General features: G+C 74.1%; 23 protein-coding genes and 1 tRNA gene. 17 read left to right on the top strand and 7 right to left on the bottom strand.

Annotation, left to right across the window (positions count from 1 at the left end):
* Positions 1–72: 72 nt before the first annotated feature.
* The 5 genes from AC07VC_RS06155 to AC07VC_RS06135 form a co-directional block, all read right to left on the bottom strand.
* On the bottom strand, positions 73–720 hold the full coding sequence (locus AC07VC_RS06155; RefSeq protein ID WP_494675487.1) for an NADPH-dependent F420 reductase: 648 nt from the start codon (positions 718–720) through the stop codon (positions 73–75).
* A gap of 125 nt (positions 721–845) precedes the next feature.
* Complete coding sequence (locus AC07VC_RS06150; protein ID WP_086520663.1) at positions 846–1,589, bottom strand: PspA/IM30 family protein; 744 nt, start codon at positions 1,587–1,589, stop codon at positions 846–848.
* A 114-nt stretch (positions 1,590–1,703) separates the two neighbouring features.
* The gene (locus tag AC07VC_RS06145; protein ID WP_494675488.1) at positions 1,704–3,731 is read right to left on the bottom strand and encodes a TPM domain-containing protein; all 2,028 of its coding nucleotides are present in this window, start codon (positions 3,729–3,731) and stop codon (positions 1,704–1,706) included.
* Between the two features lie 88 nt (positions 3,732–3,819).
* On the bottom strand, positions 3,820–4,365 hold the full coding sequence (locus tag AC07VC_RS06140) for a 2'-5' RNA ligase family protein (protein WP_494724454.1): 546 nt from the start codon (positions 4,363–4,365) through the stop codon (positions 3,820–3,822).
* 23 nt (positions 4,366–4,388) lie between these two features.
* The gene (locus AC07VC_RS06135) at positions 4,389–4,628 is read right to left on the bottom strand and encodes an antitoxin (protein WP_104290854.1); all 240 of its coding nucleotides are present in this window, start codon (positions 4,626–4,628) and stop codon (positions 4,389–4,391) included.
* A gap of 192 nt (positions 4,629–4,820) precedes the next feature.
* Here AC07VC_RS06135 and AC07VC_RS06130 point away from each other — a divergent pair.
* The 4 genes from AC07VC_RS06130 (at position 4,821) to AC07VC_RS06115 (ending at position 7,947) form a co-directional block, all read left to right on the top strand.
* Positions 4,821–4,892: transfer RNA gene (locus AC07VC_RS06130), tRNA-Arg, on the top strand.
* Positions 4,893–5,506: 614 nt separating this feature from the next.
* The gene (locus AC07VC_RS06125; RefSeq protein ID WP_494675489.1) at positions 5,507–6,199 is read left to right on the top strand and encodes a pyridoxine/pyridoxamine 5'-phosphate oxidase; all 693 of its coding nucleotides are present in this window, start codon (positions 5,507–5,509) and stop codon (positions 6,197–6,199) included.
* 85 nt (positions 6,200–6,284) lie between these two features.
* The gene (locus AC07VC_RS06120; protein WP_494675490.1) at positions 6,285–7,055 is read left to right on the top strand and encodes a gamma-glutamyl-gamma-aminobutyrate hydrolase family protein; all 771 of its coding nucleotides are present in this window, start codon (positions 6,285–6,287) and stop codon (positions 7,053–7,055) included.
* 97 nt (positions 7,056–7,152) lie between these two features.
* Positions 7,153–7,947, top strand: a complete 795-nt coding sequence (locus AC07VC_RS06115) for a transglutaminase-like domain-containing protein (RefSeq protein ID WP_317229189.1) — start codon at positions 7,153–7,155, stop codon at positions 7,945–7,947.
* A 53-nt stretch (positions 7,948–8,000) separates the two neighbouring features.
* Here the strand turns inward: AC07VC_RS06115 and AC07VC_RS06110 are convergent, their stop codons facing one another.
* Positions 8,001–8,642: a hypothetical protein gene (locus tag AC07VC_RS06110; RefSeq protein ID WP_317229188.1), complete on the bottom strand. Its 642-nt coding sequence runs from the start codon at positions 8,640–8,642 to the stop codon at positions 8,001–8,003.
* A 270-nt stretch (positions 8,643–8,912) separates the two neighbouring features.
* On the opposite strand from AC07VC_RS06110, the gene argS reads away from it, so the two are divergent.
* The 9 genes from argS (at position 8,913) to prmC (ending at position 21,248) form a co-directional block, all read left to right on the top strand.
* Positions 8,913–10,577: an arginine--tRNA ligase gene (argS, locus tag AC07VC_RS06105; RefSeq protein WP_494675491.1), complete on the top strand. Its 1,665-nt coding sequence runs from the start codon at positions 8,913–8,915 to the stop codon at positions 10,575–10,577.
* Positions 10,578–10,588: 11 nt separating this feature from the next.
* On the top strand, positions 10,589–11,419 hold the full coding sequence (locus AC07VC_RS06100; RefSeq protein WP_494675492.1) for an LmeA family phospholipid-binding protein: 831 nt from the start codon (positions 10,589–10,591) through the stop codon (positions 11,417–11,419).
* A 157-nt stretch (positions 11,420–11,576) separates the two neighbouring features.
* Positions 11,577–13,106 (top strand): diaminopimelate decarboxylase family protein, encoded by a 1,530-nt coding sequence (locus AC07VC_RS06095; protein WP_317229185.1) that lies wholly within the window; start codon positions 11,577–11,579, stop codon positions 13,104–13,106.
* Positions 13,103–14,434, top strand: a complete 1,332-nt coding sequence (locus AC07VC_RS06090) for a homoserine dehydrogenase (RefSeq protein WP_317229184.1) — start codon at positions 13,103–13,105, stop codon at positions 14,432–14,434. The genes AC07VC_RS06095 and AC07VC_RS06090 overlap by 4 nt, the downstream gene beginning before the upstream one ends.
* Positions 14,434–15,510, top strand: a complete 1,077-nt coding sequence (gene thrC / locus AC07VC_RS06085; RefSeq protein WP_317229183.1) for a threonine synthase — start codon at positions 14,434–14,436, stop codon at positions 15,508–15,510. The genes AC07VC_RS06090 and thrC overlap by 1 nt, the downstream gene beginning before the upstream one ends.
* Positions 15,507–16,472 carry a homoserine kinase gene (gene thrB / locus AC07VC_RS06080; RefSeq protein ID WP_494675493.1) on the top strand — a complete coding sequence of 322 codons (966 nt, stop codon included), beginning with the start codon at positions 15,507–15,509 and terminating at the stop codon, positions 16,470–16,472. Before thrC ends, thrB begins: the two co-directional genes overlap by 4 nt.
* A 285-nt stretch (positions 16,473–16,757) precedes the next feature.
* The gene (gene rho, locus AC07VC_RS06075) at positions 16,758–19,211 is read left to right on the top strand and encodes a transcription termination factor Rho (RefSeq protein WP_494675494.1); all 2,454 of its coding nucleotides are present in this window, start codon (positions 16,758–16,760) and stop codon (positions 19,209–19,211) included.
* Between the two features lie 3 nt (positions 19,212–19,214).
* Positions 19,215–20,294 (top strand): peptide chain release factor 1, encoded by a 1,080-nt coding sequence (gene prfA / locus AC07VC_RS06070; protein ID WP_317231116.1) that lies wholly within the window; start codon positions 19,215–19,217, stop codon positions 20,292–20,294.
* Between the two features lie 78 nt (positions 20,295–20,372).
* Positions 20,373–21,248, top strand: coding sequence for a peptide chain release factor N(5)-glutamine methyltransferase (gene prmC / locus AC07VC_RS06065; protein WP_494675495.1), 876 nt, complete (start codon positions 20,373–20,375; stop codon positions 21,246–21,248).
* A gap of 23 nt (positions 21,249–21,271) precedes the next feature.
* On the opposite strand, the gene AC07VC_RS06060 is transcribed toward prmC, so the two are convergent.
* Positions 21,272–21,946, bottom strand: a complete 675-nt coding sequence (locus AC07VC_RS06060) for an HAD-IA family hydrolase (protein WP_494675496.1) — start codon at positions 21,944–21,946, stop codon at positions 21,272–21,274.
* Positions 21,947–22,017: 71 nt separating this feature from the next.
* Between AC07VC_RS06060 and AC07VC_RS06055 the strand changes: the two genes are divergently transcribed.
* From AC07VC_RS06055 to atpB, 4 genes are all read left to right on the top strand, one after another.
* Positions 22,018–23,037: an L-threonylcarbamoyladenylate synthase gene (locus AC07VC_RS06055; RefSeq protein ID WP_494675497.1), complete on the top strand. Its 1,020-nt coding sequence runs from the start codon at positions 22,018–22,020 to the stop codon at positions 23,035–23,037.
* A complete protein-coding gene (locus AC07VC_RS06050; protein ID WP_317229953.1) occupies positions 23,034–24,353 on the top strand; it encodes an MraY family glycosyltransferase in 1,320 nt (439 codons plus the stop codon). Before AC07VC_RS06055 ends, AC07VC_RS06050 begins: the two co-directional genes overlap by 4 nt.
* Positions 24,350–24,823, top strand: a complete 474-nt coding sequence (locus AC07VC_RS06045) for a Cg1360 family ATP-synthase-associated protein (RefSeq protein WP_494675498.1) — start codon at positions 24,350–24,352, stop codon at positions 24,821–24,823. Before AC07VC_RS06050 ends, AC07VC_RS06045 begins: the two co-directional genes overlap by 4 nt.
* 177 nt (positions 24,824–25,000) lie before the next feature.
* Entirely contained in the window at positions 25,001–25,825 is an 825-nt protein-coding gene (gene atpB, locus AC07VC_RS06040; RefSeq protein ID WP_494676554.1) for a F0F1 ATP synthase subunit A, read from the top strand.
* The last annotated feature ends 35 nt before the right edge of the window (positions 25,826–25,860 follow it).

Below are 25,860 nucleotides of genomic sequence, written 5' to 3'. Positions count from 1 at the left end.
GGACATGGCGATGCCCGCCGCCCGCGGTCGGGATCGCGGGCGACGGGCATCGTCGGGAGGGAGGAGGGAGGACTACATGTCGCGGTAGCGCTTCGCCTCGGCGAGGGCGGTCCGGAGGCCGGCCGCGTCGAGCTTCGGGCCGTAGCCGGGGGTGTCGCGCTGGATGCGCCAGCCCTCCGCCAGCGGACCCGCGTCGACGGCGTCGTAGCCGAACGAGTCGAGGATCCCGGTGACCGCGGCCTTCGCCTCGGCGTCGTCGCCCGCGATGACGAGCGCGCGGCGACCCTGGGTGCCCGCGGGGGTGCCGTCGGTGGTGAGGTCGGCCGCGTAGATGTGGTTGAACGCCTTGACGACCTTCGACTCGGGCAGGTGCCGCTGCAGCATCTCCGCGGTCGTCGTGGTCTCGTCGTCGAGCTCGGCGATGTGGCCGTCGCGCTCCGGGTAGTAGTTGTCGGTGTCGATGACGACCTTGCCGGCGAGCGGGGCGACGGGGACGGTGTCGATGTTCTTCAGCGGGATCGTCACGACGACGATCTCGCCCGCCTCGGCGACCTCCGGGACGGTCGCGGCGCGCGCGTGCTCGCCGAGCTCGGCGATCAGGTCGGCGAGCGTCTCCGGGCCGCGCGAGTTGGCGATGACGACGTCGTGGCCGGTGGTGGTGAACAGGCGGGCGAGCTGGCTGCCGATGAGTCCGGCGCCGATGATTCCGATGGTGGTCATGGGGAGGGGAACCGGCGGTCCGGACCGCGCATTCCGCACGTGCACCCGGCTCCCAGCTCCGGCAGCGGCGGGAACGACCGCGGGCGCCGTCCCCGGAGGAGACGGCGCCCGCGGTGCGGTGCGGGCTACTCGCCCGACGTGACCTGCTTCGGCGCGGATCCGCCGGACTTGAGCGCGGCGAGGCGCGCCTCCACCTCGGTCAGCTCGCCGAGGTCCTCGAGCTCCTCGAACTGCGCGTCGAGGCTCGACGCCTGCAGCTCCTCGGCGCCGCGGACGCGGGCCTCCTCGCGGCGGATCTTCTGCTCGAACCGGCTGACCTCGCTGGTCGGGTCCATGATGTCGATGCTCTTCATGGCGTCCTGCACCTGCGACTGCGCCTGCACCGTCTTCTGGCGGGCGTTCAGCTCGTCGCGCTTGGACGACAGCTGCTGCAGCTTGCCGCGCATCGTGTCGAGGCCCTGCTTGAGCTTCTCCACGACCTCGGTCTGCGACGCGATGGTGGGCTCGGCGCCCTTCGCCTCGCTCTCGGACTGCATCTGGCGCTGCAGCGCGACGCGGGCGAGCGCGTCGAACTTGTCGGCGTTCGGGGTGTTGCCCGCGTTCCGGTACTCGTCCGCCTTCTGGCTCGCGGCGAGGGCCTTGCGGCCCCAATCGCCCGCGGCCTGGACGTCCTCGCGGTGGTCGTCCTCGATCATCCGCAGGTTGCCGATGGTCTGGGCGACGGCGCTCTCGGCCTCGCGGATGCTCTCCGTGTAGTCGCGCACCATCTGGTCCAGCATGAGCTGGGGGTCCTCGGCCTGGTCGATGAGGTTGTTGATGTTGGCCTTCGCGAGCTGGGCGATGCGGCCGAGGATGGACTGCTTGGACATGGGTGCTGCTCCTTCTCGTCTACTGCTACGTCGGAATGGGTTGATCATGGGTCGCTCTCGTTCTCGTTCTCGTGTGTCTCGCCGGTCGTGCGCGTGCGGGGTGGTGCCGGGCCGCTAGAAGTCGCCTCCGCCGCCCCCGCCGAAGTCGCCGCCTCCGCCGCCGCCGAATCCGCCGCCCCCGCCGCCGAAGCTGCCGCCGCCGAATCCGCCGCCGCCTCCCCAGCCGCCGCCGCCACCGCTCAGCAGGCCGCCGATGATGCCGCCCATGATGGCGCCGCCGAACGCGTCGCCGCCTCCGCGGCCGCCCATCATGCCGCCCCCGTAGCCGCCGTAGCCGCCGCCCTGGTCGAGGTCGCGCTGCGCCGCCTCGATGGCCTGGGCCGAGTACGCGGTCGCCGCCTGCGACGCGGCGACGGCACGCACGGGATCGCGCGGGGCCGCCTCGTGGGCGTCGTCGAGCGCGCGCTGGGCCTGCGCCAGGCGCGTGCGCGCCTGCTCGCCGACGGCGCCGCGACGCGTGGAGATGAAGTCGCGCGCCGTGGCCACCTGGCTCTCGGCGGTCGACAGCGCGCGCGGCAGGTAGCCGACGGCGCGCTCCACCTGCTCCTGCTGCTGGCGCACGGGGGCGAGCGCCTCGTCGAGCCGGGCCTCGGCCTCCTGCAGCAGGGTGACGCTCGTGAGGGGGTCTGCGAGCCGGCCCTGCAGCGGCTTCGCGTCGGCGATGGCCTGCTCCGCCGACTGCACGAGGCGGGTCAGCTCCGGCATGCGCCCGCCGCGCTGCGCGTCGCGGGCGTCCTGGATGTCGCTGCGGACGTCGGCGATCTCCTCCTGCACCCGCGTGGACGCGTGCTCGAGGTCCGACGAGACGCGGTCGACGACGTCGAGCAGCTTGCCGGCCTGGCCGACCGCCTGCTGGGCCGCCCGCACCTTGACCGCGAGCCCGCCCGAGGAGGCGCTGTCGCCGGAGCGGATGGAGGCGGCCGCCTCCTGCGCGGTGTCGGTCGCGAAGGAGAGGAGGGAGCGCGCCTGCTCGACGTTGCCGGTGACGGTCGTCATGGAGGGCCCGGCGTACCGCCGCCCGAGGAGGTCGACGGCCTCCTGCGTGCGCTCGATGCGCGTTTTCAGCGCCTCGGCGTCGGTGACGATGGCGGCGAGCGTCTGGGGTGCGTTCTGCTCGAGCGCCCGGAGCTCCTCGAACGACTGCGTCTGCGCGTCGAGCTCGGCGCGGGCCTCCTCGCACAGCTCCACGATGCGCGCCGCCCACGTGCGCCGCTCCTCGTCGGTGTCCTCGATCGTGTCGTCGAGCTTCTGCTTGAGGGCGAACGCCTCGCGGACCTTCCCGCCCGCCGACGCGAGCGTCTCGCGGTAGGGGCCGACCGCGTCGGCGCCGAACTCCGCCTCCGCGAAGCCGACCTCCTGCTCGCTGGTCTCCAGCGCGTCGTCGAGCTGCACGAGCATGCTGCCCGCGCGCTGGTCGGCCGACTGCATCTCCTCCAGCGCCTCCTGGCGCTTCGCGGCCACGGCCTTCTGCTTCCTCCGACGGCCGACGAGCGTCATGACCACGGTCGCGAGGAGGATCGCGCCGAGCACGTAGAGCAGGACGAGGCCGAAGTCGATGCCGGACGCGTTGCCGGTCGTCGGGCTGGAGCCCGTTCCGGACTCGGCGACGGTGCCCGTCTGCGCGACGGACTCCATGCCCTGCGCGGCGGCGACGGCGGCGCCCGCCCAGTCGTCCTCCTGCAGCTGCGGGACGATCACAGTCTCCTCGAACGACCCCTGGTCGCCCGACACCTGTCCGGTCGGGAAGGCGTACTGCCGTCCGTCGACGGCCACCGCGAGGAGGGCGTCCGAGCTGCCGAAGCCGTTGGCCTGCTCGGTCTGCCGGCCCCATGCCTGCGGCGTCGTCTCGCCCGTGAACGTGTCGACGTAGGCGACGTGCAGGGTCACGCCGGTCTGCTCGCGCAGCTGGTCGATCGCCTGCTGGATCTCCTGCTCCTGCGCGGACGTGACCGCGTCGACCTGGTCGAGGATCGTCGCCCCGCCGAAGTCGACCGGCTCCGTCGCCTGCGCGGCGACGGGCACCATGGCCCCGAACAGGCCGAGCGCGAGCGCGGCCCCCAGCAATCTCGCGGACCGCGGCATGCGACTCCTCCGTCGTCTCAAGGTCGTGCTCCCCTCAGGCTAGCGGCCGGGTGCCGTGCGGTGGTCGTGGGGGCGGCGCCCGTCCGGGTCACGCCAGGTCCCGCACGGTGCGGTCGCGGGGATCCCAGCGGCGGAGCCCCGCGGCCGGCGAGCCATCCGGCTCGATGCGCCCGAGCGCCGTCACCGCCTCCGCCAGCTGCTCGGCCGTGAGGCGCAGCGCCAGGGAGACGTGCGGGGTCCAGGCTCCGGGACGGGTGTGGGGGACGACCTCGGCCGCGGCGCGGTCATCCGGGTCCTCGTCCTCGTCCGATCCGGGGGGCGCCGCGTCGACCGCGGCGTGGATCCGGGCGTGGAGGTCCAGCAGGGCGCGGTCGACGACGACCTGCCGCGCGAGCACGAGACCGCGCGGGGGCACCCCGAAGACGACCAGGCCGCCGAGCCGGACTGTCGGCAGCGGACCCGTCGCACCGATCGCCCGGAGCGCGTCGTCCGCGGATCCGCCCAGTCCCTCGGCCGCGAGCAGCGTCACGTGCGGGCGGTTCGTCGGGCCGGCGTGGTCGGCGAGGCTCGGGAGGCCGGCGTCCGCGAGCGCACGCCACGCCGCCCGGACCGCGGCGTCGGACGCCGCGTCCAGGGTGAGCTCGACGCTCCCGGCGCTCAGCGGCGGGGCGGGTTCGCGGGCGGCGTCGGGCCCTGGCCGCGGCCGCCGTCGGGACCGAGGTTCCGGAGCTGCTTGTCCGCGGCCTCGCGGGCCTTCTGGATCTTGTCGGCGTGCTTGCTGCCGGTGGCCTTGTCGGCGAACCCGGACACCTTGTCGATGGCGGTGCGGCCGACGTCCTGGCCCTTGGACGTGCGCAGGAAGCCGGTGGCGGCGGCGGCGATGCGGGACAGCTTCACGGGTGATCTCCTCGTGGGGATGGGGAGGCCGCCGTGCCCGGGCGGCGCGGCGGTCGTCCTGGGACCATCCTGGCGTGCCGCGCCTGTGCTGGAGCGGGGAGTCTCCTCGGCGGAGGGAATGCGGCGCGGGACGGGCGGCACGGCGGGGCTCGCCGCCGGTGCTACCCTGGATCCGCGCCACGGCGCACCCTGGCCCCCATAGCTCAGGGGATAGAGCACTGCCCTCCGGAGGCAGGGGCGGAGGTTCGAATCCTCCTGGGGGCACACCTTCCCATATCCCGTGTTGGTGCGGTGAGAGGCCGGTCCCGTCCGCGGGGCCGGCCTCTCGTGCGTCCGGGCCCTGTCCGCGGGGGAGCGCGCGCCGGCCGTCGTCGTGACAGCCGACATCGTGACAGCCGACATCGTGACAGCCGACATCGTGCCGGTGGACTCCGTGCCGACGGCGTCGCGTCCGTCGCTCCCGTCGGCGTCGAGCGTCCATGGACGGCGGTCGGCTGCAGCCGGATCCGGTCGCGGTCCGGCGGATGCCCGTCTCGACTCGACGCACGCCCGCGTGGGGCGGGGGGCGGAGGACGGCGGAGAACACACGCGGCGGGCCCGGGACGGGTCCCGGGTTCCCGCCGCGTGGTGCTGGGCCCAACTGGGGGAGCGGGCCTGATGACGAAGGTAGCCGCAGCGACCGCCGTCGACCACGTCCGCCGGTACTGGAAAAAAGCAGTGGGGGATCGACCAATCCGATCGCCGGAGCGTGTCGAAGGCGCCCCCGCATGGGGCATCATGTGCCCCCGCGCCGGTGCGCTGTCGCCCGAGGGCGCCGCCCGCGTGTCCTCGTGCCGCCCCTCCCGGGCGCGCGGAGCCTGGCGGCCTAGGCTCGGCCCATGGCAGACGACGACGACTCCACCCCGGTCCGCGACCTCCTCAGGGGCGCGAAGCCGAAGCCGCACGACTTCCCCGAGCTCGACCCGGCCCGCCTGCCGGACGACCCGATCGACCTGGTCATCGCGTGGATCCGCGATGCCGTCGCGCACGACGCGGCCGAGCCGAACGCGGTCGTGCTCGCCACCGCCGACGCGGACGGCCGCCCGAGCGCGCGCACGCTCCTGCTGAAGGACGTGACGCCCACCGTCGACGACGAGCCCGGCGCGCTGTGGTTCTCCTCCCTCGCCGAGAGCCCCAAGGGCCGCGACCTCGAGGCGAACCCGCGTGCCGCGCTCGTCGCGTACTGGCGGGAGCGGGGGCGGCAGGTCCGCGCGACGGGTCCCGTCTTCCACGGCGACCGCGAGGTCAGCGAGCGCGACTTCCTCGCCCGGCATCCCGCGTCGCGCGCCGAGGTCATCGCGGGCGACCAGAGCGAGCCGATGCCCGACGCCCGGGAGCGCGACGCCCGCGTGGCCCGCGCACGGGAGGCCGTGGACGCGGATCCCGAGCTGGTCGCGGAGTCGTGGCAGGCCTACGTCCTCCAGCCGACGACGGTCGAGTTCTGGCAGGCGACCGAGGACCACGGCCAGCTGCGGATCATGTACCGCGCGGCCGCCGACGGCTCGTGGACGCACACGCTCGTCTGGCCCTGACCCCGCCGGGCGCCGCTCGACGACGCGTGTTGCGGCAGATGACGCGCGACGTGCGGCGGCGCCGGTGAGGCCGCACACTGGATCCATGCCCGCCCCCCTCCGCCGCCTCGCCGTCGTGCAGGTGACCCGATCCCGTCCCGAGGCCGCCGCCTACAACGCGCTCGTGCAGGGCCTCAACGCGCGGGTCGCCGAGGTGGCCGACGCCGCGGGCTGGCTGGTCGAGAACATCGCCGCGGAGGACGAGGGCGTCGAGTCGCTGCTCGCCCGCACCCGCGAGGCCGATGCCGTGGTGATCATGGGCGGCGAGGACGTCGCCCCGCGCTTCTACGGCGGACCCGCCGAGTACGAGGGCCGCTCCCCCCACCGCGAGGTCGCGGACGCCGGGCAGATCGCGCTGGTCCGCCGGGCCGTCGCCGAGGGCACCCCGCTGCTGGGCATCTGCCGCGGTGCCCAGATCGTCAACGTCGCGCTCGGCGGCACCCTGCAGCAGCACATCGAGGGCGTGGGCGGGCACCGCAACGAGGCCACGGACATCACGGCCGTCATGCGCGACCACGACGTGCGCATCGCCGCCGGGAGCCGCCTCGCCGACGCCCTCGGATCCACCGACCTCGTCGTCCGAAGCGCCCACCACCAGGCCGTCGACCGTCCCGGTGCCGGGCTGCGCGTCGTGGCCGTCGCGCCGGACGGCGTGCCGGAGGCGGTCGAGCACGAGTCCGCCCCCGTCACGGGCGTCCAGTGGCACCCGGAGGACGCGGGCGCCGACCGCGACCAGCTGCCCGCCCTCCTCGGCGCGCTCGCCGACGCGTGCGCGCTCCGCGAGCCGCTCGAGGCGACCGGCGTCGCCGCGGCCTGACCCCGCCGCACCCGCCGACGAGCCGAAGGCCGGACCCGTCCCGAAGACGGCGGGGCCCGCGTGGGCGGTGCGGCGCATCCGATGCCACGATGGACGCATGCGCCGCGACGTCTCCTCCATGCTCGAGCTGCAGGTCTCCGGCGAGAGCGAGATGGCGTTCGCGGTCGCCGTCGCCCGCGGAGCCGACATCGCGTCGGAGTCCCTGTCCTTCGCCCTCGACGGGGTCCCGGTCGTGGCGACCGAGGTCGTCGATCGGCACGACACGCGCCTGCACGTGCTCACGAGCGGGGCGGGCGTCCTGACGATGGAGTACCGCGCGACCGTGACCGGGCGGCGGGACCCCGCGCCCCTCGACGACGTCGACCTCTGGGTCTACCGGCGACCGAGCCGCTACTGCGAGTCCGACACCCTGTTCCCCACCGCGCGCGGCGAGTTCCGCGGCCTCGAGGGGCTGCCGCTCCTCGCCGCGGTGCGGGCCTTCGTCGCCGGGTCGCTGCGCTACGCGCCCGGGTCCAGCCTCCCCACGGACGGCGCGGTCCGCACCCTCCTCGCGCGCCGCGGGGTCTGCCGCGACTACGCGCACCTGGTCATCGCGATGCTCCGGGCGCTCGACGTGCCCGCGCGCCTCGCCGCCGTCTACGCCCCGGGCCTCAGCCCCATGGACTTCCACGCCGTCGCCGAGGCCTGGGTCGACGGCGCCTGGCACGTGGTGGACGCGACCGGCCTCGCGCCCCGGCAGAGCCTGCTGCGCATCTCGACGGGACGCGACGCGTCCGACACCGCGTTCCTCACCAACACGCGGAGCCTCGTGACCATCTCCCGGATGGAGGTGCTCGCGACGGTCGACGAGCTGCCCGTCGACGACCTCGCGGCGCCCGTCCGCCTCGGCTGATCCGTCCCCCGGGTCCGGCGCGTCCGACGAGTCGCGCGGGATCCGGCGCGGGATCAGCCGCCGACGGTCGTCAGCACCGCGTTGCCGAGCTCCGCGTGGTCGCCGGGCTCGAAGAACGCGGCGGAGCGCATGACGACCATGTGCTCCGACGAGTAGATGGTGGCGACGCCCGCCGCCTCCTGCAGCTCGAAGTAGGCCTCGACGCCCGAGGGGTAGCCCGCGATGGGGTCGGCCTGGAGGATCGCCGCATCGCGCCGCGACTGCAGCTCCGCGGCGACGGGCTGGGCCACGTCGATCTCGACCGTCGTGCCGTCCGCCGACGCGAAGCCGCACGCGATGCCCTGCATGGCGAGCACGTCGGCGCGCAGCCCGTCGGCGGAGGCGTCGGCCGGGAGCGGCTCGGAGGCGAAGCCGGATCCGAACGACGCGAGGTCGGGCAGCAGCTCGTCGCACGTCGTGGTGACGGGCGTGCCCTTCGGCGGGGCGGGAGTGGGGGACGCGCTCGCCCCCGTGCCGGATCCGCCGCCCGTCCCCTGGCCGCCGCCCGCGCTCGCCGAGGGGTCGGGCGTGGACGGCTGCAGCGGCTGCGGGTTCGAGCAGCCGGCGAGGAGGAGCGTCACCGCGAGGCCGGCGACGACGAGGGGAGCGGGCCGCGCGACGCGGCTCCGGGCGGGCGCGGGGAGGCGGACGGGCATGGTGGTGCTCCTTCGGATCCTGACGCGCCGCGGATGCGACGGTCGGCGCGCGGCGACGGGCCACGTGCGGGGAGGCGGGATCGACACCCTACCGAGGCCGGGGGTGACCCCGCTGGGATCCTCCCCGGGGCGCACGGGACGCGACCACGGGGCCGCGCGGCGGGTCGCGGACGGGTGGTGCGACGGGACGCGGGCGGGCCGCGGGACGGGCGGGCGGAGGCGCGGCCCAGCGGCCGGACGGCATCCCGCCCGCCGGTAGGATCGTTCCCCATGACGACCCCCGACCTGACCGGCGCCCTGTTCGACATCGTGGCTCGGACGGCAGGACGACGACCCGGCGGGGACGCCCTCACCCTCAGCCCCGACATGGTCGTGCTGGAGCGCCCGCGCAACCGCGACCACGGCGACTGGGCCACGAACATCGCCATGCGCATCGCCAAGCCGCTCGGGGAGAGCCCGCGCGCCATCGCCGCGGAGATCGCCGAGGAGCTCGGCGCCCTTCCGCAGGTCGCCGCGGTCGACGTCGCCGGGCCCGGCTTCATCAACATCACCCTCGAGGCCGCCGCCGCCGGAGCCCTCGCGCGGACGATCGTCGAGTCCGGCGAGGCGTACGGCCGCGGCACGACGCTCGACGGAATCCGCATCAACCTCGAGTTCGTCTCCGCGAACCCGACCGGCCCCATCCACCTCGGCGGCGTGCGCTGGGCGGCCGTCGGCGACAGCCTCGCCCGGATCCTCCAGGCCGAGGGCGCGGACGTCACGCGGGAGTACTACTTCAACGACCACGGCTCCCAGATCGACCGCTTCGCGCGGAGCCTCCTCGCCAGCCACCTCGGGGAGGAGACCCCGGAGGACGGGTACGGCGGCGCCTACATCGGCGAGATCGCCGCGCGCGTGGTCGAGGGCTACGACGGCGACATCGACGCGCTGCCGCGCGAGGCCCAGCAGGAGGTGTTCCGCAGCGCCGGCACCGAGCTGATGTTCGGCGAGATCAAGCAGAAGCTCCACGACTTCGGCGTCGACTTCGACGTGTTCTTCCACGAGGACTCGCTGCACGAGTCCGGCGCGGTCGACCGCGCCGTCGCCCGCCTCACGGAGCTCGGGCACGTCTTCGAGGAGGACGGCGCCGTCTGGCTCCGCACCACCACGTTCGGCGACGACCGGGACCGCGTCGTGATCCGCTCCACGGGCGAGCCCGCCTACATCTCCGGCGACCTCGGGTACTACCTCGACAAGCGCGAGCGCGGCTTCGAGCAGAACATCATCATGCTGGGCGCCGACCACCACGGCTACGTCGGCCGGCTGATGGCCATGGTCGAGGCCTTCGGCGACACGCCGGGCGTGAACCTGCAGATCCTCATCGGCCAGATGGTCAACCTGCTGCGCGACGGCGAGCCGGTGAAGATGAGCAAGCGCGCCGGCACCATCGTCACGCTCGACGACCTGGTGGACGCGGTGGGCGTGGACGCGGGCCGCTACTCGCTCGTGCGCTCCTCCGCCGACCAGAACCTCGACATCGACCTCGCCGTCCTCGGCAAGCGCACCAACGACAACCCCGTCTTCTACGTGCAGTACGCCCACGCGCGCACCTGCGCGGTCGACCGGAACGCCGCCGCGTCGGGCGTCGACCGGAGCGCCTTCGCGCCCGAGCTGCTGACGCATCCCACGGAGTCCGCGCTGCTGGGGCTCCTCCAGGAGTTCCCCCGCATCGTGGCCCAGGCGGCCGAGCTCCGCGAGCCGCACCGCGTCGCCCGGTACGTCGAGGAGCTCGCCGGCTCCTACCACCGCTGGTACGACAACTGCCGCGTCGTCCCGCGGGGCGACGAGGAGGTCACCGACCTGCACCGCACGCGCCTGTGGCTGAACGACGCGGTCCGGCAGGTCGTCGCGAACGGCCTCGACCTCGTGGGCGTCTCCGCCCCCGAGCGCATGTAGGGGAGCGGGGCATGGCGGGACGGTTCCAGGGCACGGAGGTGTTCGGGGCGCCCGAGCGCAGCGATCCCCGCGAGGCCCGGCGCCGGCGGCGCGGGCCGCGCGGCGGCACGGTGGTCATCTGGCTCATCGTCCTCGCGGTCATCGGCGTGGGGCTCGCGTTCGGCCTGCGCATCGTCGACCAGACCGTCCGGGGCGTCGCCGAGGACCAGGCGGAGCAGCGGATCGCCGAGCAGCTGCCCGGGCAGGTCACCGGCCGCGTGAACGTCTCCATCGAGGGCGACTGGGTGATCCCGCAGCTCATCCGCGGCACCCTCGACCGCGTGGTGCTGGAGGGGCCGAACCTGCAGGCCGACGGGACGCCGTTCCAGGCCCGCATCGTCGCCACCGACGTGCCCACCGACCAGGAGCGCACCGTCGGGGAGGTGGTCGCGACCGTGTCGATGGACCAGGCGCCGGCCAGCGCGCTGCTGCAGCGCACGGCGGGCACGCCGCCCGACCTGCTCTTCGGCGACGGCACGCTCGGCTACCGCGGGTCGACGCGGGTCCTCGGCCTCACCCTCGGCTACACGGTCGCCGCCACGCCCGTGCTGCGGGATCCCTCGACCGTGGTCATCACGCCCGCCGAGGTGACCGTGCAGGCGGGCTCGTTCGAGGTCGACCTCGCGCAGACGATCCAGGGCATCCGCGACATCACCTACCCGGTGTGCGTCGCCCAGTACCTCCCGGCGGGCGTCGACGTGCAGGACGTGACCATCGCCGACGGGCGCGCCTCCGTCACGGTGCGGTCCACCTCGCTGAAGCTCACGCGGGACTCGGTCGGGGTCACCGGCACCTGCCGCTAGCCCGTCGCGGCGGGCCGTCGGAGCGGCCGTCACATGGGCCGGGCGCCCCGGCGCGCCTCGGTAGGATGGCTCGCACCGCCCCCTTTCGGCTTCAGGGACCACACCGGGTCCGCTCGCCATCCCGCACGTCCGCCCCGCGCCCGAAGAGGTGACCCACGTGACCGCGAACCCCCTGGCTCCGTCCTGGCTGCGGCCGCCCGACGACGCCAACGCGCTGGATCCCGCGGTCTGGTCCCGCGGCACCGTGCGCGACGACGACGGCGCCATCCGCATCGCCGGCGTCGGCGCCGCCGAGCTGGCCGAGCGGTTCGGCACACCCGTGTACGTGATGGACGAGGACGACGTCCGGGGACGCGCCGCCGAGGCGCTCGCCGCCTTCACGCGGGAGGCCGGGGCCGTGGGCACGACCGCGCGCGTGTACTACGCGGGCAAGGCCTTCCTCAGCATCGAGGTCGCGCGCTGGATGGCGGAGGAGGGCCTCCACATCGACGTGTGCTCAGGCGGCGAGCTCGCCGTGGCGCTGGCGGCCGGGGCCGACCCCGCCCGTCTCGGCTTCCACGGGAACAACAAGTCCATCGTCGACATCGACCGCGCGGTCGCTGTCGGCATCGGCCAGATCGTCGTCGACAGCGTCATCGAGGTCGAGCGCATCGCGGCGGCCGCCGCCGCGCACGGCCGGGTGCAGGCCGTCCGGCTCCGCGTGAACAGCGGGGTGCACGCCCACACGCACGAGTACCTCGCCACCGCGCGCGAGGACCAGAAGTTCGGGATCACGCTCGCGGACGCGCCCGACGTCGTGGCGCGCATCCGCTCCCACGCATCCCTCTCCTTCACCGGGCTCCACGCGCACATCGGCAGCCAGATCTTCGAGACCGACGCCTTCGTCGAGTCCGCGCGCCGGCTCCTCGACCTCCACGAGCGGCTCCTCGCCGACGGCCCGGTCGCCGAGCTCAACCTCGGCGGGGGCTTCGGCATCGCCTACACGTCCGTCGACCGCCCCGTGCCCGTCCCCGAGATCGCCCGCCGCCTCACCCGCATCGTGGGCGACGAATGCGCCCGCCGCGGCATCGCGGTGCCGGTCATCGCGGTCGAGCCCGGCCGCAGCATCGTGGGGCCCTCCACCGCGACGCTCTACACGGTCGGCACCGTCAAGGACGTCCTCGTGACGGTCGGCGGGGTCGACGGCGAGGTCGCGGAGGCGGAGTCGGCCACGGGCGACGTCGAGGACCCGCGCGTCGCGGAGGAGGCCGAGACGGCCGTCCGCCGCTACGTCAGCGTCGACGGCGGGATGAGCGACAACGCGCGGCCGGCCCTCTACGGCGCCGACTACGGCGTGCGCCTCGCCGGCCGCTCGTCGGATGCCGAGCCCGCGCTCGTCCGCGTCGCCGGCGGGCACTGCGAGAGCGGCGACCTCGTCGTCCTCGCCGACTACCTCCCGGGCGACGTGCGCCCCGACGACCTCGTCGCCGTCCCCGCCACCGGCGCCTACTGCTGGTCGCTCGCGAGCAACTACAACTGGATCGGCCGTCCGCCCGTCGTCGCCGTGCGCGACGGCCGGGCGCGCGTGATCGTGCGCGGCGAGACCGTGGACGACCTCCTCGCGCGCGACGCGGGCACGCCCCTCGCGGGCACGCCCGTCGACGACACGACCGCCGCCGCATCCCCGAACGTGAACGGAGCACGATGATCGAGTACCGGAACCTGCGCGTCGCCCTGCTGGGCTGCGGCTCGGTCGGCACCCAGGTGGCGCGCCTCATGCGGGAGCACGGCGACGAGCTGGCGCAGCGCGTCGGCGCGCGGCTGGAGCTCGTCGGCATCGCCGTGCGCGACGCCGACGCGCCCCGCGACGCGTCCGTCCCGCGCGAGCTCCTCACCACCGACGCGGAGACGCTCATCCTCGGCGCCGACATCGTCATCGAGCTGATGGGCGGCATCGAGCCGGCCCGCACGCACATCCTCCAGGCGATCCGCTCCGGCGCCGACGTCGTGACCGCCAACAAGGCACTCGTCGCGACGCACGGCCCGGAGCTCTTCGAGGCGGCCGAGCAGGTGGGCGCCCAGCTCTACTACGAGGCGGCCGTCGCGGGCGCCATCCCCATCATCCGGCCGCTGCGCGACAGCCTCGCCGGCGACCGGGTCGAGCGCATCCTCGGCATCGTCAACGGCACGACGAACTACATCCTCGACGAGATGGACACCCGCGGGCTCGGCTTCGCGGAGGCCCTCGCGACGGCGACGGAGCTCGGCTACGCGGAGGCCGACCCCACGGCCGACATCGAGGGCTACGACGCCGCGCAGAAGGCGGCCATCCTCGCGAGCCTCGCCTTCCACACGCGCGTGCCCGTCGAGGCCGTGCACCGCGAGGGCATCACCGGCCTCTCGTCCGCGCAGTTCGACTCCGCGCGGAAGGCCGGCTACGTGATCAAGCTGCTGGCCATCTGCGAGCGCCTCACCGACCCCGCCACCGGCCGCGACGGCGTCTCCGCCCGCGTCTACCCGGCCCTCGTGCCGCGCGACCACCCGCTCGCCGCGGTGCACGGCGCGAACAACGCCGTGTTCGTGGAGGCCGAGGCCGCTGGCGACCTCATGTTCTACGGCGCCGGCGCCGGGGGAGTGCAGACGGCGTCCGCCGTGCTCGGCGACGTCGTCTCCGCCGCGCGGCGCCACGTCGTCGGCGGGCCGGGCGTCGCCGAGTCGGCGCACGCCGACCTCGAGACGCTGCCCGTGGGCGCGATCACGACCCAGTACCAGATCACGCTCCAGGTGGCGGACGAGCCGGGCGTGCTCGCCCGCATCGCGCACCTGTTCAGCGAGCACGGCGTCTCCGTCGAGACGCTGGAGCAGACCACGCACCAGGCTCCCGTGGCGGGAGGGGCGGGCGACCGGCCCACCGCTAGCCTGGTGATCGGCACGCACCGCGCCACCGACGCGGCCCTCCGGGCCACCGTCGACGCGGTGTCGAACCTCGACGCGGTGACGGCAGTCGCGAGCGTCCTCCGAGTAGAAGGAGCCTGATGGCCCACCAATGGCGCGGACTGCTCCGCGAATACGCCGACCGCCTCGACGTCACGGACGCCACCCCGATCATCACGCTCGGCGAGGGCGGCACCCCGCTCATCCCCGCGCCCGCCCTGTCCGCCCGCACGGGTGCGAAGGTCTGGGTCAAGTACGAGGGCATGAACCCCACGGGCTCGTTCAAGGACCGCGGCATGACCATGGCGATCTCGAAGGCCGTGGAGCACGGGGCCAAGGCCGTCATCTGCGCGTCGACCGGCAACACGTCCGCGTCGGCCGCGGCGTACGCGACGCACGCGGGCATCACCGCCGCCGTGCTCGTGCCCGAGGGCAAGATCGCGATGGGCAAGCTCAGCCAGGCCGTCGCGCACGACGCCCAGCTGCTCCAGGTGCGCGGCAACTTCGACGACTGCCTCGACATCGCGCGGGAGCTCAGCGCCAACTACCCGGTGCACCTCGTCAACTCCGTCAACAACGACCGCATCGAGGGCCAGAAGACGGGTGCCTTCGAGGTCGTCGAGGTCCTGGGCGACGCGCCGGACTTCCACTTCATCCCCGTCGGCAACGCCGGCAACTACACCGCGTACACGCGCGGCTACCGCGAGGACCTCGAGGCGGGCAACGCCACGCGCCTCCCGCGCATGTTCGGCTTCCAGGCCGCGGGCAGCGCGCCCATCGTCGACGGTGCCATCGTCAAGGACCCCGACACCATCGCCAGCGCCATCCGCATCGGCAACCCCGCGTCGTGGAAGCTCGCCCTCGAGGCGCAGCTGCTCACGGACGGCTACTTCGGCGCGATCTCCGACGCGAAGATCCTCGAGGCGCACCGCATCCTGTCCGCCGAGGTCGGCATCTTCGTGGAGCCGGCGTCGGCCATCAGCGTCGCGGGGCTCCTCGAGCGCGCCGAGGCCGGGCAGATCCCCCAGGGCGCCACCGTCGTCCTCACGGTCACGGGCCACGGCCTGAAGGACCCGCAGTGGGCGCTCCGCACGGCCGACGGCTCCGACGTCGCCCCCACCAGCGTCGGCGTCGACGTCGCCGAGATCGCGGGCGTGCTCGACCTGGTCGCGTCGTGACCGACGGCCGGACCGGCTCGCCCCTCGCCGTCGGGCGGCGCGTGCAGGTGCGCGTGCCCGCCACGAGCGCCAACCTCGGCCCCGGCTTCGACACCCTGGGCCTCGCGCTCGCGCTCTACGACGACCTCACGGTCACCGTCCGCGACGAGCCCGGCGCGACGGTCGACGTCCGCGGCGTCGGCGCGGACGAGGTGCCGACCGACGCGTCCAACCTCGTCGTCACCGCGATCGCGCACACCTTCGCCGCGTTCGACCAGCCGCTGCCCGGCCTCGACCTCGTCGCCGAGAACCGGATCCCGCACGGCCGCGGCCTCGGCTCCTCCGGCGCCGCCATCGTCTCCGGCATCATGGCGGCGCAGGGCCTCCTGCAGGGCACGGTCGAGATCGACGCCGACGCGCTGCTCCGCCTCGCCACCGAGATGGAGGGGCACCCGGACAACGTGGCGCCCGCGCTCTTCGGCGGCCTCACCATCGCGTGGGTCGACGGCGCGGGGCCGCAGCACAAGAAGCTGGCCGTGCACCGCGGCGTCTCGCCGCTCGTGCTCGTCCCGGTGGCCACCATGTCCACCGCGCTCGCGCGCAGCCTCCAGCCGGAGTCGGTCCCGCACGAGGACGCGATCTTCAACGTCTCCCGCTCGGCGCTCCTCATCGCCGCCCTCATCCAGAGCCCCGAGCTCCTGCTCGCCGCCACCGAGGACCGCCTGCACCAGGACTACCGCGCCGCGGCGATGCCCGAGACGAACGAGCTCATCCACCTGCTCCGCGAGCGGGGCTACGCGGCCGTCGTCTCCGGGGCGGGCCCGTCGCTGCTCGTCCTCGGCAGCGACCCGGGCCAGCGGCTCACGGCCGCCGAGCTCGTGGCGGAGCGCAGCTCCTCGCCCTGGCAGGCGCTCATGCTCGCCGTGGACGTCAAGGGCTGCACGGTCCAGGTCGTCGACGCCGGCGCCGATCCCGCCGCCTAGCCGCATCCGCACGACCCGGCGCGCCGTTCCCCCCGCGGGCGGCGCGCCGGGTGCTAGGCTCGTCGCGACCCCGGGGTCGACGGATCCACGCATGCGCGTCGGAGATCCGGTCCCGGTGGTCGTTCTCACCACTCACCCGCTGTCGTCTCTGCAAGATCCCGTGCCTTCGTGCCCGACAGCAGCTCCGGACGGAATCAGACCGTCCGCCGCTCGGCAGAGACACACGCGATCGGCTCTCCTCCGCACGGGCTTCGTCCCGGCGGATCGGGGAAAGGACCCACGCACATGACCGATGTCGACAACCGCGCCACCGTCGCGGACCTGAGCGCGCTCCGCGTCTCCCAGCTCCAGGCCATCGCCTCCGAGCTCGGGATCCCGGGCGGCTCCAAGCTCCGGAAGGGCGAGCTCGTGACCGCGATCTCCGAGATCCAGGCTGCCCGGGGGCTCACCGTCCCCGCCCTCGCGGAGGCCGTCGCCTCCGACGCGCCCGCCGAGTCCGGCGACGCGACCCCCGCCGCGGACGCGGCGCCCGCCGTCGAGGAGGCCCCCGCCTCGGAGCCCGTCGTCGCCGACGCCGCTCCGGCCGCGGACGCCGCCCCGGCGGAGGCCCCCGTCGTCGAGGCCCCCGTCGCCGAGCAGCCCGTCGCCGAGCAGCCCGCGCGCTCCGGCCGCGGATCCCGCCGCGCCACCACCGCCCGCATCGTGCCGGAGCGCATCGAGGAGCCCGTCGAGGCCCCCGCCGTCGCCGAGCCCGCGAGCACGGGCCTCGAGGCGCGCATCGCGCAGGCCACCACCGGCCGCGCCGACGCGCCCCGCACCGACGACACCCGCACCGACCAGATCCGCACCGAGGCGCCCACGGGCCGCCGCGGGTCGCGCCGCGCCTCGAGCGCCGGCGTCGTCGACCCCGCCGCCGAGGCCCCCCGCCAGGCCGCGCAGCACGTGAACAGCGGCCAGACGGCCGACCAGCTCGTCCCCGCCGAGGCCGAGGCGCCCGCCGCCGAGGCGCCGACCGAGGAGCAGGCCCCCGCGCAGCGCTCCGGCCGCGGCCGCCGCCGCGGAGGACGCGACGCCCAGGACACGGCCGCGCAGGACGCGACCGCCGCCCCGGCCCAGGAGGCGTCCGCGCCGGCCACCGAGGCCGCCGCGCCCGAGCGGCAGGGCGACGACCGTGACGCCGACGGCCAGGACGGCCGACGCGACGACCAGGCCCGCGAGGGCCGCGAGGGCGGCCGCAACCGCAGCCGCAACCGCCGCAACCGCGACCGCGGCCGCGATCAGGACGACCAGCAGCAGGGCGGCCGCGACCAGGCGCCCCGCGAGCAGGCGCCCCGCGAGCCCGACGCCGACGACGAGGCGCAGGAGGAGGCCCGCACGGGCCGCACCCGCCAGAACGGCCGCGGCCAGGGCGACCGCACGCAGGACGTGCGCGCCGACCAGGCCCGCGCCGACCTCGGCCGCGACGACGACCGGGGCGGCCGCAGCCGGTACCGCGACCGCAAGCGCGGGCGCGGCCAGGGCGGCGACGACTTCGAGCCCGAGGTCACCGAGGACGACGTGCTCCTGCCCGTCGCCGGCATCCTCGACGTGCTCGACAACTACGCGTTCGTCCGCACGTCCGGCTACCTGCCCGGCACCAACGACGTGTACGTCTCGCTCGGCCAGGTCAAGAAGCACTCGCTGCGCAAGGGCGACGCCATCGTCGGCGCCATCCGCCAGCCACGCGAGAACGACAGCCAGAGCCGCCAGAAGTACAACGCCATCGTGAAGATCGACTCGGTGAACGGCCTGCCGCCCGAGGAGGCCGCGAACCGCGTCGAGTTCGGCAAGCTCACGCCGCTGTACCCGCAGGACCGCCTCAGCCTCGAGACCGAGCCGGCCAAGCTGACGACGCGGATCATCGACCTCGTGTCGCCGATCGGCAAGGGCCAGCGCGGCCTCATCGTCTCCCCGCCCAAGGCCGGCAAGACGCTGGTCCTCCAGGCCATCGCGAACGCCATCGCCACGAACAACCCCGAGGTCCACCTCATGGTCGTCCTGGTCGACGAGCGTCCCGAGGAGGTCACCGACATGCAGCGCACGGTGAAGGGCGAGGTCATCGCCTCGACCTTCGACCGTCCCGCGGAGGACCACACCACGGTCGCGGAGCTCGCCATCGAGCGCGCGAAGCGCCTCGTCGAGCTCGGCCACGACGTGGTCGTCCTGCTCGACTCGATCACCCGCCTCGGCCGCGCCTACAACCTCGCGGCGCCGGCGTCGGGCCGCATCCTCTCGGGCGGCGTCGACTCGTCGGCGCTGTACCCGCCGAAGCGCTTCTTCGGGGCCGCGCGCAACATCGAGCACGGCGGATCGCTCACGATCCTCGCCACGGCGCTCGTGGAGACCGGATCCAAGATGGACGAGGTGATCTTCGAGGAGTTCAAGGGCACCGGCAACATGGAGCTCCGCCTCTCCCGCGCCCTCGCCGACAAGCGGATCTTCCCCGCCGTCGACGTCAACGCCTCCGGCACGCGCCGCGAGGAGATGCTCATGGGCGCCGACGAGGTCAAGGTCACCTGGAAGCTGCGCCGCGCCCTCGCCGGGCTCGAGCAGCAGCAGGCCCTCGAGATCGTCCTCAGCCGCCTGAAGGAGACGACGTCCAACGTCGAGTTCCTCATGAAGGTCCAGGCCTCCATGCCCAACACCGCCAACGGCGTGTCCCACCAGAGCCACGGGCACGGCGCGCACGAGAAGGGCTGACGCGTGTTCGAGTCCGTCGTCCAGCTGCTGGAGGAGCACGAGGAGCTCCAGCAGCAGCTCGGCGACCCCGAGCTGCACGCCGACGCCGCGCGCTCGCGCAAGGTCAACCGCCGCTACGCGGAGCTCAGCCGGATCGTCGCGGCCCACGCGGAGTGGACCCAGCTCGGCGACGACCTTGCCGCCGCGCGCGAGCTGGCCGAGGAGGACGCCGCGTTCGCCGACGAGATCCCCGGCCTGGAGGAGTCGCTCGACCAGGCGCAGGAGAGGCTCCGGCGTCTCCTGATCCCGCGCGACCCCGACGACGCCCGCGACGTGATCATGGAGATCAAGATGGGGGAGGGCGGCGCGGAGTCCGCGCTGTTCGCCGCCGACCTCCTCCGCATGTACCTCCACTACGCCGAGTCGCGCCGCTGGAAGACCGAGGTCCTCAGCCAGACGCAGAGCGACCTCGGCGGCTACAAGGACGTGCAGGTCGCCATCAAGGGCACCTCCGACGACCCCGCGCTCGGCGTGTGGGCGCACCTCAAGTACGAGGGCGGGGTGCACCGCGTCCAGCGCGTGCCGGCGACCGAGTCGCAGGGCCGCATCCACACCTCGGCCGCGGGCGTGCTCGTGATCCCCGAGGTGGAGGAGGTCGAGGAGGTCGCCATCGACCCCAACGACCTCAAGATCGACGTGTACCGCTCGTCCGGCCCCGGCGGGCAGTCGGTCAACACGACCGACTCCGCCGTCCGCATCACCCACCTGCCCACGGGCATCGTGGTCGCGATGCAGAACGAGAAGAGCCAGCTGCAGAACCGCGAGGCCGGCATGCGCGTGCTGCGCGCCCGCGTGCTCGCGAAGCAGCAGGAGGAGATCGACGCGGAGGCCTCGGCCGTGCGCCGCAGCCAGATCCGCACCATGGACCGGTCCGAGCGGATCCGCACGTACAACTTCCCGGAGAACCGCATCGCGGACCACCGCACGGGATACAAGGCGTACAACCTCGACGCCGTGATGGACGGCGCCCTCGACCCGGTCGTGGAGTCGTGCATCCTGGCCGACGAGGAGGCGCGCCTCGACGCGCTCGGGACGGACGCGTGACGGCCCGACCCGGCGTGGCGGGCCCCGCGTCGCGCGGATCCGCCGCCCTCGGCATCCGGGCGCGCGGCCCGCTCGCGCGTGCCTGACGGGGAGGGCGTCCCCTCGACCGTGGACGAGCTCCGCATGCGCGTCGGGCAGGCGCTGGCCGCGGCCGGCGTCGAGGACCCGGCGGTGGACGCGGAGCTCCTGATCGGCCACGTGCTCGGCCTCTCCCGCGGGGAGGTGCAGTCGCGCGCCATCACGCGCGCCTCCGTCGGCGCCGCGGACGCCGCGCGCGTGCTCGAGCTGACCGCGCGCCGCGCGCGCCGCGAGCCGCTGCAGCACATCACGGGCGTCGCCCACTTCCGCTCCCTCGAGCTCCAGGTCGGCCCCGGGGTGTTCGTGCCGCGTCCCGAGACGGAGCACGTCGCCCAACTGGCGATCGACGCGCTCGGCGCGGCCCCCGGCGACGCGCCCGTCGCCGTCGACCTCGGCACGGGGTCCGGCGCGCTCGCGCTCGCGCTCGCGACCGAGGTCCCGCACGCCCGCGTGCACGCCGTCGAGGTCTCGCCCGCCGCGCACGCCTGGACGGCCCGCAACGTCGCCCGGCTCGCACCTCGCGTCGACCTCGTCCTCGGCGACCTGGCCGACGCCTTCCCCGAGCTCGACGGGACGGTGTCCGTCGTCGTCTCCAACCCGCCGTACATCCCCGTGGACGCGGTGCCGCGCGACCCGGAGGTGCGGCTGCACGATCCCGCGCTCGCCCTCTACGGCGGGACGGACGGCCTCGACGTCGTGCGGCTCGTCTCCACCACCGCGCGGCGTCTCCTGCACCCGGGCGGCGCCCTCGTGATCGAGCACGGCGAGCTGCAGGGCGACGCGATCCGCGCCCTGCTCGACGCCGACGGCTGGCGCGCGACGTCCACGCACCAGGACCTCACGCGGCGCGATCGGGCGACGACCGCCGTCCGCTGACGCCGCGGCGACCGCGATCGCGCTCAGCCCGTGACGGCTCCGCGCGTCGACGCCGCGGTCCGGCGCCGGATGAAGTCCTCCACGGCCGGCAGGAGGTCCCCGGGTCCCCGCACGTGGTGCCCGGTGATGCCGAGCCCGCGCGCCGCGGCGACGTTGTCGATCCGGTCGTCGGCGAAGAAGGTCCGCTCGGCCGGGTGGCCGTACGCGGCGAGCACGCCGCGGAAGACGGCGGGGTCGGGCTTCCGCGCACCGTACCCGCTCGACGTCCGGAGGTGCTCGAGCCCGAAGAGCGGCACCAGCTCGGGAGCGAGCGTCGGCAGATGACGAGCGGCCAGGGCGTTGTTGTTGGTCAGGAGCGTGATGCGCCCGGCCTCCCGCGCGCGGGCCACGGCCTCCAGCGCCGACGGGCGCACCACCATCGACGCGCGACGGCGGCGGACCCACTCGTCCTCGTCCATCTCCACGCCCACGGCGCGGCAGAAGGCGTCCAGGTACGCGTCGGCGTCGAAGCGCCCCGCCTCCGCGGCCCATTCCCCGTCGTCGTTGTACCAGCGCCGGCGCAGCTCGGCGAGGTCGTGGCCCGTCACCTCCGTGATGCGGTCCGCGGGCCCCCGCCAGTCGTGGTCGTACAGCACGTCGTCCATGTCGAAGACGAACAGCAGCCCGCGGGGGTCGGGGGAGGAGGGCGCGGTGGTCACGAGCCCCAGTATGCGGGCGGGCGCGCGGCGCGGACGCCCCGCTCAGGGCCCGGGCGACCGGCTCGGCTACGATGAGCGACGACATGGCGCGCATCTACGACTGCTCAGTCGACACCGACCTCCTCACCGGCATGAGACTCGCCCGACAGGCGGTGGGCCGCGGCGAGGTCGTCGTCATCCCCACGGACACCGTGTACGGGATCGCCGCCGACGCCTTCAACCCCGAGGCCGTGCAGCGGCTCCTCGACGCGAAGGGCCGCGGCCGCGACGCACCGCCGCCCGTCCTCATCCCCGGGCAGTCCACGCTCGACGCCCTCGCCGACTTCGTCCCCGACGTCGTCCGCCGCCTCGTCGACGAGTTCTGGCCGGGCGGCCTCACGGTGATCCTCGTGGCCCAGCCGTCCCTCGTCTGGGACCTCGGCGAGACGCGCGGCACCGTCGCCCTGCGCATGCCCGCCAACCCGTACGCCCTGGAGCTGCTCGCGGAGACCGGCCCCCTCGCGGTGTCGTCCGCGAACCGCACGGGCGAGCCCGCCGCCGCCAGCGCCGAGGAGGCCGTCGCCCAGCTCGGCGAGAGCGTCTCGATCTTCCTCGACGGCGGCGCCGCCGGGGGAGCGGCCTCGACCATCGTCGACGCGTCGCGCGTCACCGCGGCCGGCGGCCGCGTCCGCATCGTCCGGGAGGGCGCCGTCACGCGCGCGCAGATCCAGCAGCTCATCGGCGACGAGCTCGAGCCCGTCGTGCAGGCGCCGTCCGAGCCCGTCGACGAGGCGCCCGCATCCGAGGCGCCGACGGGTGCGCCGACGGTCGGCTCGTCGACGGACGCTTCGGCGACGGACGGCGACGCGGCCACGGCGGCCGAGTCGCCCCTCGTCCCCGACGCGCCCGAGGAGCCTCGCGGCACGGCGAGCGGCGCCGAGCGCGGCGACCGCGTCCCCGAGCCGGCCGCCCCCGCGGACCCGCAGGCGGGCCCGACCTACCCGGCGTTCGTCGAGCCCGACGCGCAGCGGGCGTCCGACGCGCAGCCGGCATCCGAGGAGCCGCCCGCCTCCGCCGAGCCCCCCGCGGATCCGCCCGCGCACCCCCGGTGACCTACTACGCGGCCATGGCGGTCGTCTCGGCGGTCATCACGCTCGTCCTGTCGATGGTCGTCATGAAGCTCGGCTACCGCTACAAGCTGTACCCCGCCATCCGCGCGCGCGATGTGCACACCCGCCCGACGCCGCGCCTGGGGGGCGTGGCCATGTTCGCGGGCATCCTGGTGGCCTTCGCCGTCGCGTCGCAGGTCTCCTGGTTCGGGCTGGTCTTCGACCGGCCGGGCCCCGTCATCGCGATCCTCGGCGCCGCGCTCATGATCGTCGTCATCGGCGTCCTCGACGACGTCTACGACCTCGACTGGATGATCAAGCTGGCCGGGCAGATCCTCGCGGCGGGCCTCCTCGCCTGGCAGGGCGTCGCGATCTCCTCGCTGCCCATCGGCGGCCTCACCGTCGGCTCCTCGCAGATGTCGATCATGCTGACGATCTTCGCCATCGTCCTCGTCATGAACGCCGTCAACTTCATCGACGGCCTGGACGGCCTCGTCGCCGGCGTCGCGATCATCGCCAACGGCGCCTTCTTCCTCTACAGCTTCCTGCTCTCGGACACCGCGACCGGCCAGACGGAGCGCTTCAACCTCGCGTCGCTCATCAGCGCCATCCTCATCGGCGCGTGCCTGGGCTTCCTCCCCTTCAACTGGCACCCCGCCAAGCTGTTCATGGGCGACGCCGGCGCGCTGCTGGTCGGGCTCCTCATGGCCACGAGCGCCATCGCCGTCACGGGCGAGATCGACCCGAACCCGGAGACGTTCGGCCGGTCGCAGCTCCTGCCGGCGTTCCTCCCGATCCTCCTGCCGTTCGCGATCCTCATCGTGCCGCTGCTCGACTTCGCCCTCGCGGTGTTCCGGCGCCTCAAGGCGGGGAAGTCGCCGTTCAGCGCCGACCGCAAGCACCTGCACCACCGCCTGCTCGACATGGGCCACTCGCGCCTGCACGCGACCCTCATCTTCTACGCGTGGACCGGCGTCGTCTCGGCCGGCTGCCTCCTCATGTTCGTCGTGCAGCCGTACGCGTGGGGCGTCGGCTTCATCGCCGTCGGCATGGTCGCCTGCGCCGTCGTGACGCTCGCCCCCCTCAGCCGGCGCAAGCGCCTCGAGGCCGCGGCGCAGCTGGTCCCCGCCGACGCGGACTCCGACGACGCCGCCGCGTTCGACCCCCTCGACGAGGCCGCCCCCGACCGCCCCCTCGCGCGCCTCACCGAGGCCGAGCTCGCGACGGTCGAGCGCGAGCACGCCGACCTCGCCACCGGGGCCATCGCGACCCGACCCACCGACGGCCCGCACCCGGGCGACAGCAAGGAGACACCATGACCGACAGCGCCCCCGCCCCCGTCCCCGCGGAGCGCCCCGCCGCCAAGAAGGACGTCTTCTCCCGCATCCTGGTGGCCGGCGCCGTGCTCGCCCTCGCCATCGCGGTGGTGGGCGGCGTCGTCGGCTTCGCGGTCGACGGCGGCCGCGGGCTCCTCAGCGCCGTCATCGGCAGCGCCATGGCGCTCGTGTTCCTCGGCCTGACGGCGGGCAGCATCCTGTTCGCGAACCGGTTCCAGTCCTCGCCGATCTACCCGACGCTGTTCTTCTCCGTCGTGCTCGGCGCGTGGCTGCTGAAGTTCGTCGTGTTCCTGGCCATCACGCTCGCGCTCAAGGAGCAGCCCTGGATCAACCTGGTGGTGCTGTTCGTGACCGTCATCGTGGGCGTCGTGGGCGCGCTCGTGGTGGACATGATCGTCATCACCAAGGCGCGCGTGGGCTACGTCAGCGACGCCCACCTGCCCGGGCGCTAGGCGTCCTGCCCGACCGCTCCGCGCCGCGGACGCGATTAGTCAGGGCACCCTCATTGTTGATAGTCTCTCTCGTGACGATTCCCGTCGGGCCGTGCCCAGAACCACCTCACGCCGGCGTCTTCTCACCCCATCCGTTCGTCGCCGCGAGAGCTCGCGCTCCACGCCCCGAAACAGGAGATAGCGCTGTTAGCCACCGCTGCACCCAGCATCATCACCCTCGCCGCTGAAGACTCGGGTGAGGGGTTCCACGCTCCCACGCTGTCGGAGTTCTTCCCGCCGATCGCCTTCTTCGAGGGCACGGGCTTCGACCTCAACCGCATCATGCTCATCAGGCTCCTGGTGATGGTGGTCCTGGTGGTCCTGTTCGTCGTCGGCACGCGGAAGCTGTCGCTCGTCCCCGGCCGCGGTCAGAACCTCATGGAGATGGGCGTGGACTTCGTCCGCGTCAACATCGCGGAGGACATCCTCGGCAAGAAGGACGGCCGGCGCTTCCTCCCGATCCTCATGACCATCTTCTTCCTGGTCCTCGGCATGAACCTGACGGGCGTCATCCCGTTCCTGAACATCGCGGGCACCGCGGTCATCGGCCTGCCGATGCTCCTCGCGGTCGTCGCGTACGTCACCTTCATCTACGCCGGCATCAAGGACCGGGGCGTGATGTTCTTCAAGAACACCCTGTTCCCCGCCGGTGCGCCGAAGGCGGTCTACCTCCTCCTCACGCCCATCGAGTTCCTCTCGACGTTCATCATCCGGCCGGTCGCGCTCACGCTCCGACTCCTGATGAACATGCTCGTGGGGCACCTCCTGCTGGTGCTCTGCTTCTCCGCGACGTGGTTCTTCCTCTTCGAGGCGCAGGGCGCGCTCAAGATCCTGGGCGCCGGCACCCTCGTCCTCGGATTCGCGTTCACGCTCTTCGAGCTGCTCGTCGCCGTCCTGCAGGCCTACATCTTCGCCCTCCTCACCGCCGTCTACATCCAGATGGCCGTGGCGGAGGAGCACTAAGCGATCTCGTCCACCCACGAGATCACCCAACCGGA

This window comes from Clavibacter sp. GW821-FHT01D01 (assembly GCF_059422605.1).
The sequence above is the reverse complement of the archived record's forward strand: the minus strand, read 5'-3'. Positions and strand labels throughout refer to the sequence as shown.

Bases quoted from the DNA above. Each gene is read 5' to 3' on its own strand.
- AC07VC_RS06155 (WP_494675487.1), bottom strand. From the start codon at position 720: ATGACCACCATCGGAATCATCGGCGCCGGACTCATCGGCAGCCAGCTC.
- AC07VC_RS06150 (WP_086520663.1), bottom strand. From the start codon at position 1,589: ATGTCCAAGCAGTCCATCCTCGGCCGCATCGCCCAGCTCGCGAAGGCC.
- AC07VC_RS06145 (WP_494675488.1), bottom strand. From the start codon at position 3,731: ATGCCGCGGTCCGCGAGATTGCTGGGGGCCGCGCTCGCGCTCGGCCTG.
- AC07VC_RS06125 (WP_494675489.1), top strand. From the start codon at position 5,507: ATGGCAGACGACGACGACTCCACCCCGGTCCGCGACCTCCTCAGGGGC.
- AC07VC_RS06120 (WP_494675490.1), top strand. From the start codon at position 6,285: ATGCCCGCCCCCCTCCGCCGCCTCGCCGTCGTGCAGGTGACCCGATCC.
- AC07VC_RS06115 (WP_317229189.1), top strand. From the start codon at position 7,153: ATGCGCCGCGACGTCTCCTCCATGCTCGAGCTGCAGGTCTCCGGCGAG.
- AC07VC_RS06110 (WP_317229188.1), bottom strand. From the start codon at position 8,642: ATGCCCGTCCGCCTCCCCGCGCCCGCCCGGAGCCGCGTCGCGCGGCCC.
- argS (WP_494675491.1), top strand. From the start codon at position 8,913: ATGACGACCCCCGACCTGACCGGCGCCCTGTTCGACATCGTGGCTCGG.
- AC07VC_RS06100 (WP_494675492.1), top strand. From the start codon at position 10,589: ATGGCGGGACGGTTCCAGGGCACGGAGGTGTTCGGGGCGCCCGAGCGC.
- AC07VC_RS06090 (WP_317229184.1), top strand. From the start codon at position 13,103: ATGATCGAGTACCGGAACCTGCGCGTCGCCCTGCTGGGCTGCGGCTCG.
- thrC (WP_317229183.1), top strand. From the start codon at position 14,434: ATGGCCCACCAATGGCGCGGACTGCTCCGCGAATACGCCGACCGCCTC.
- rho (WP_494675494.1), top strand. From the start codon at position 16,758: ATGACCGATGTCGACAACCGCGCCACCGTCGCGGACCTGAGCGCGCTC.
- AC07VC_RS06055 (WP_494675497.1), top strand. From the start codon at position 22,018: ATGAGCGACGACATGGCGCGCATCTACGACTGCTCAGTCGACACCGAC.
- AC07VC_RS06045 (WP_494675498.1), top strand. From the start codon at position 24,350: ATGACCGACAGCGCCCCCGCCCCCGTCCCCGCGGAGCGCCCCGCCGCC.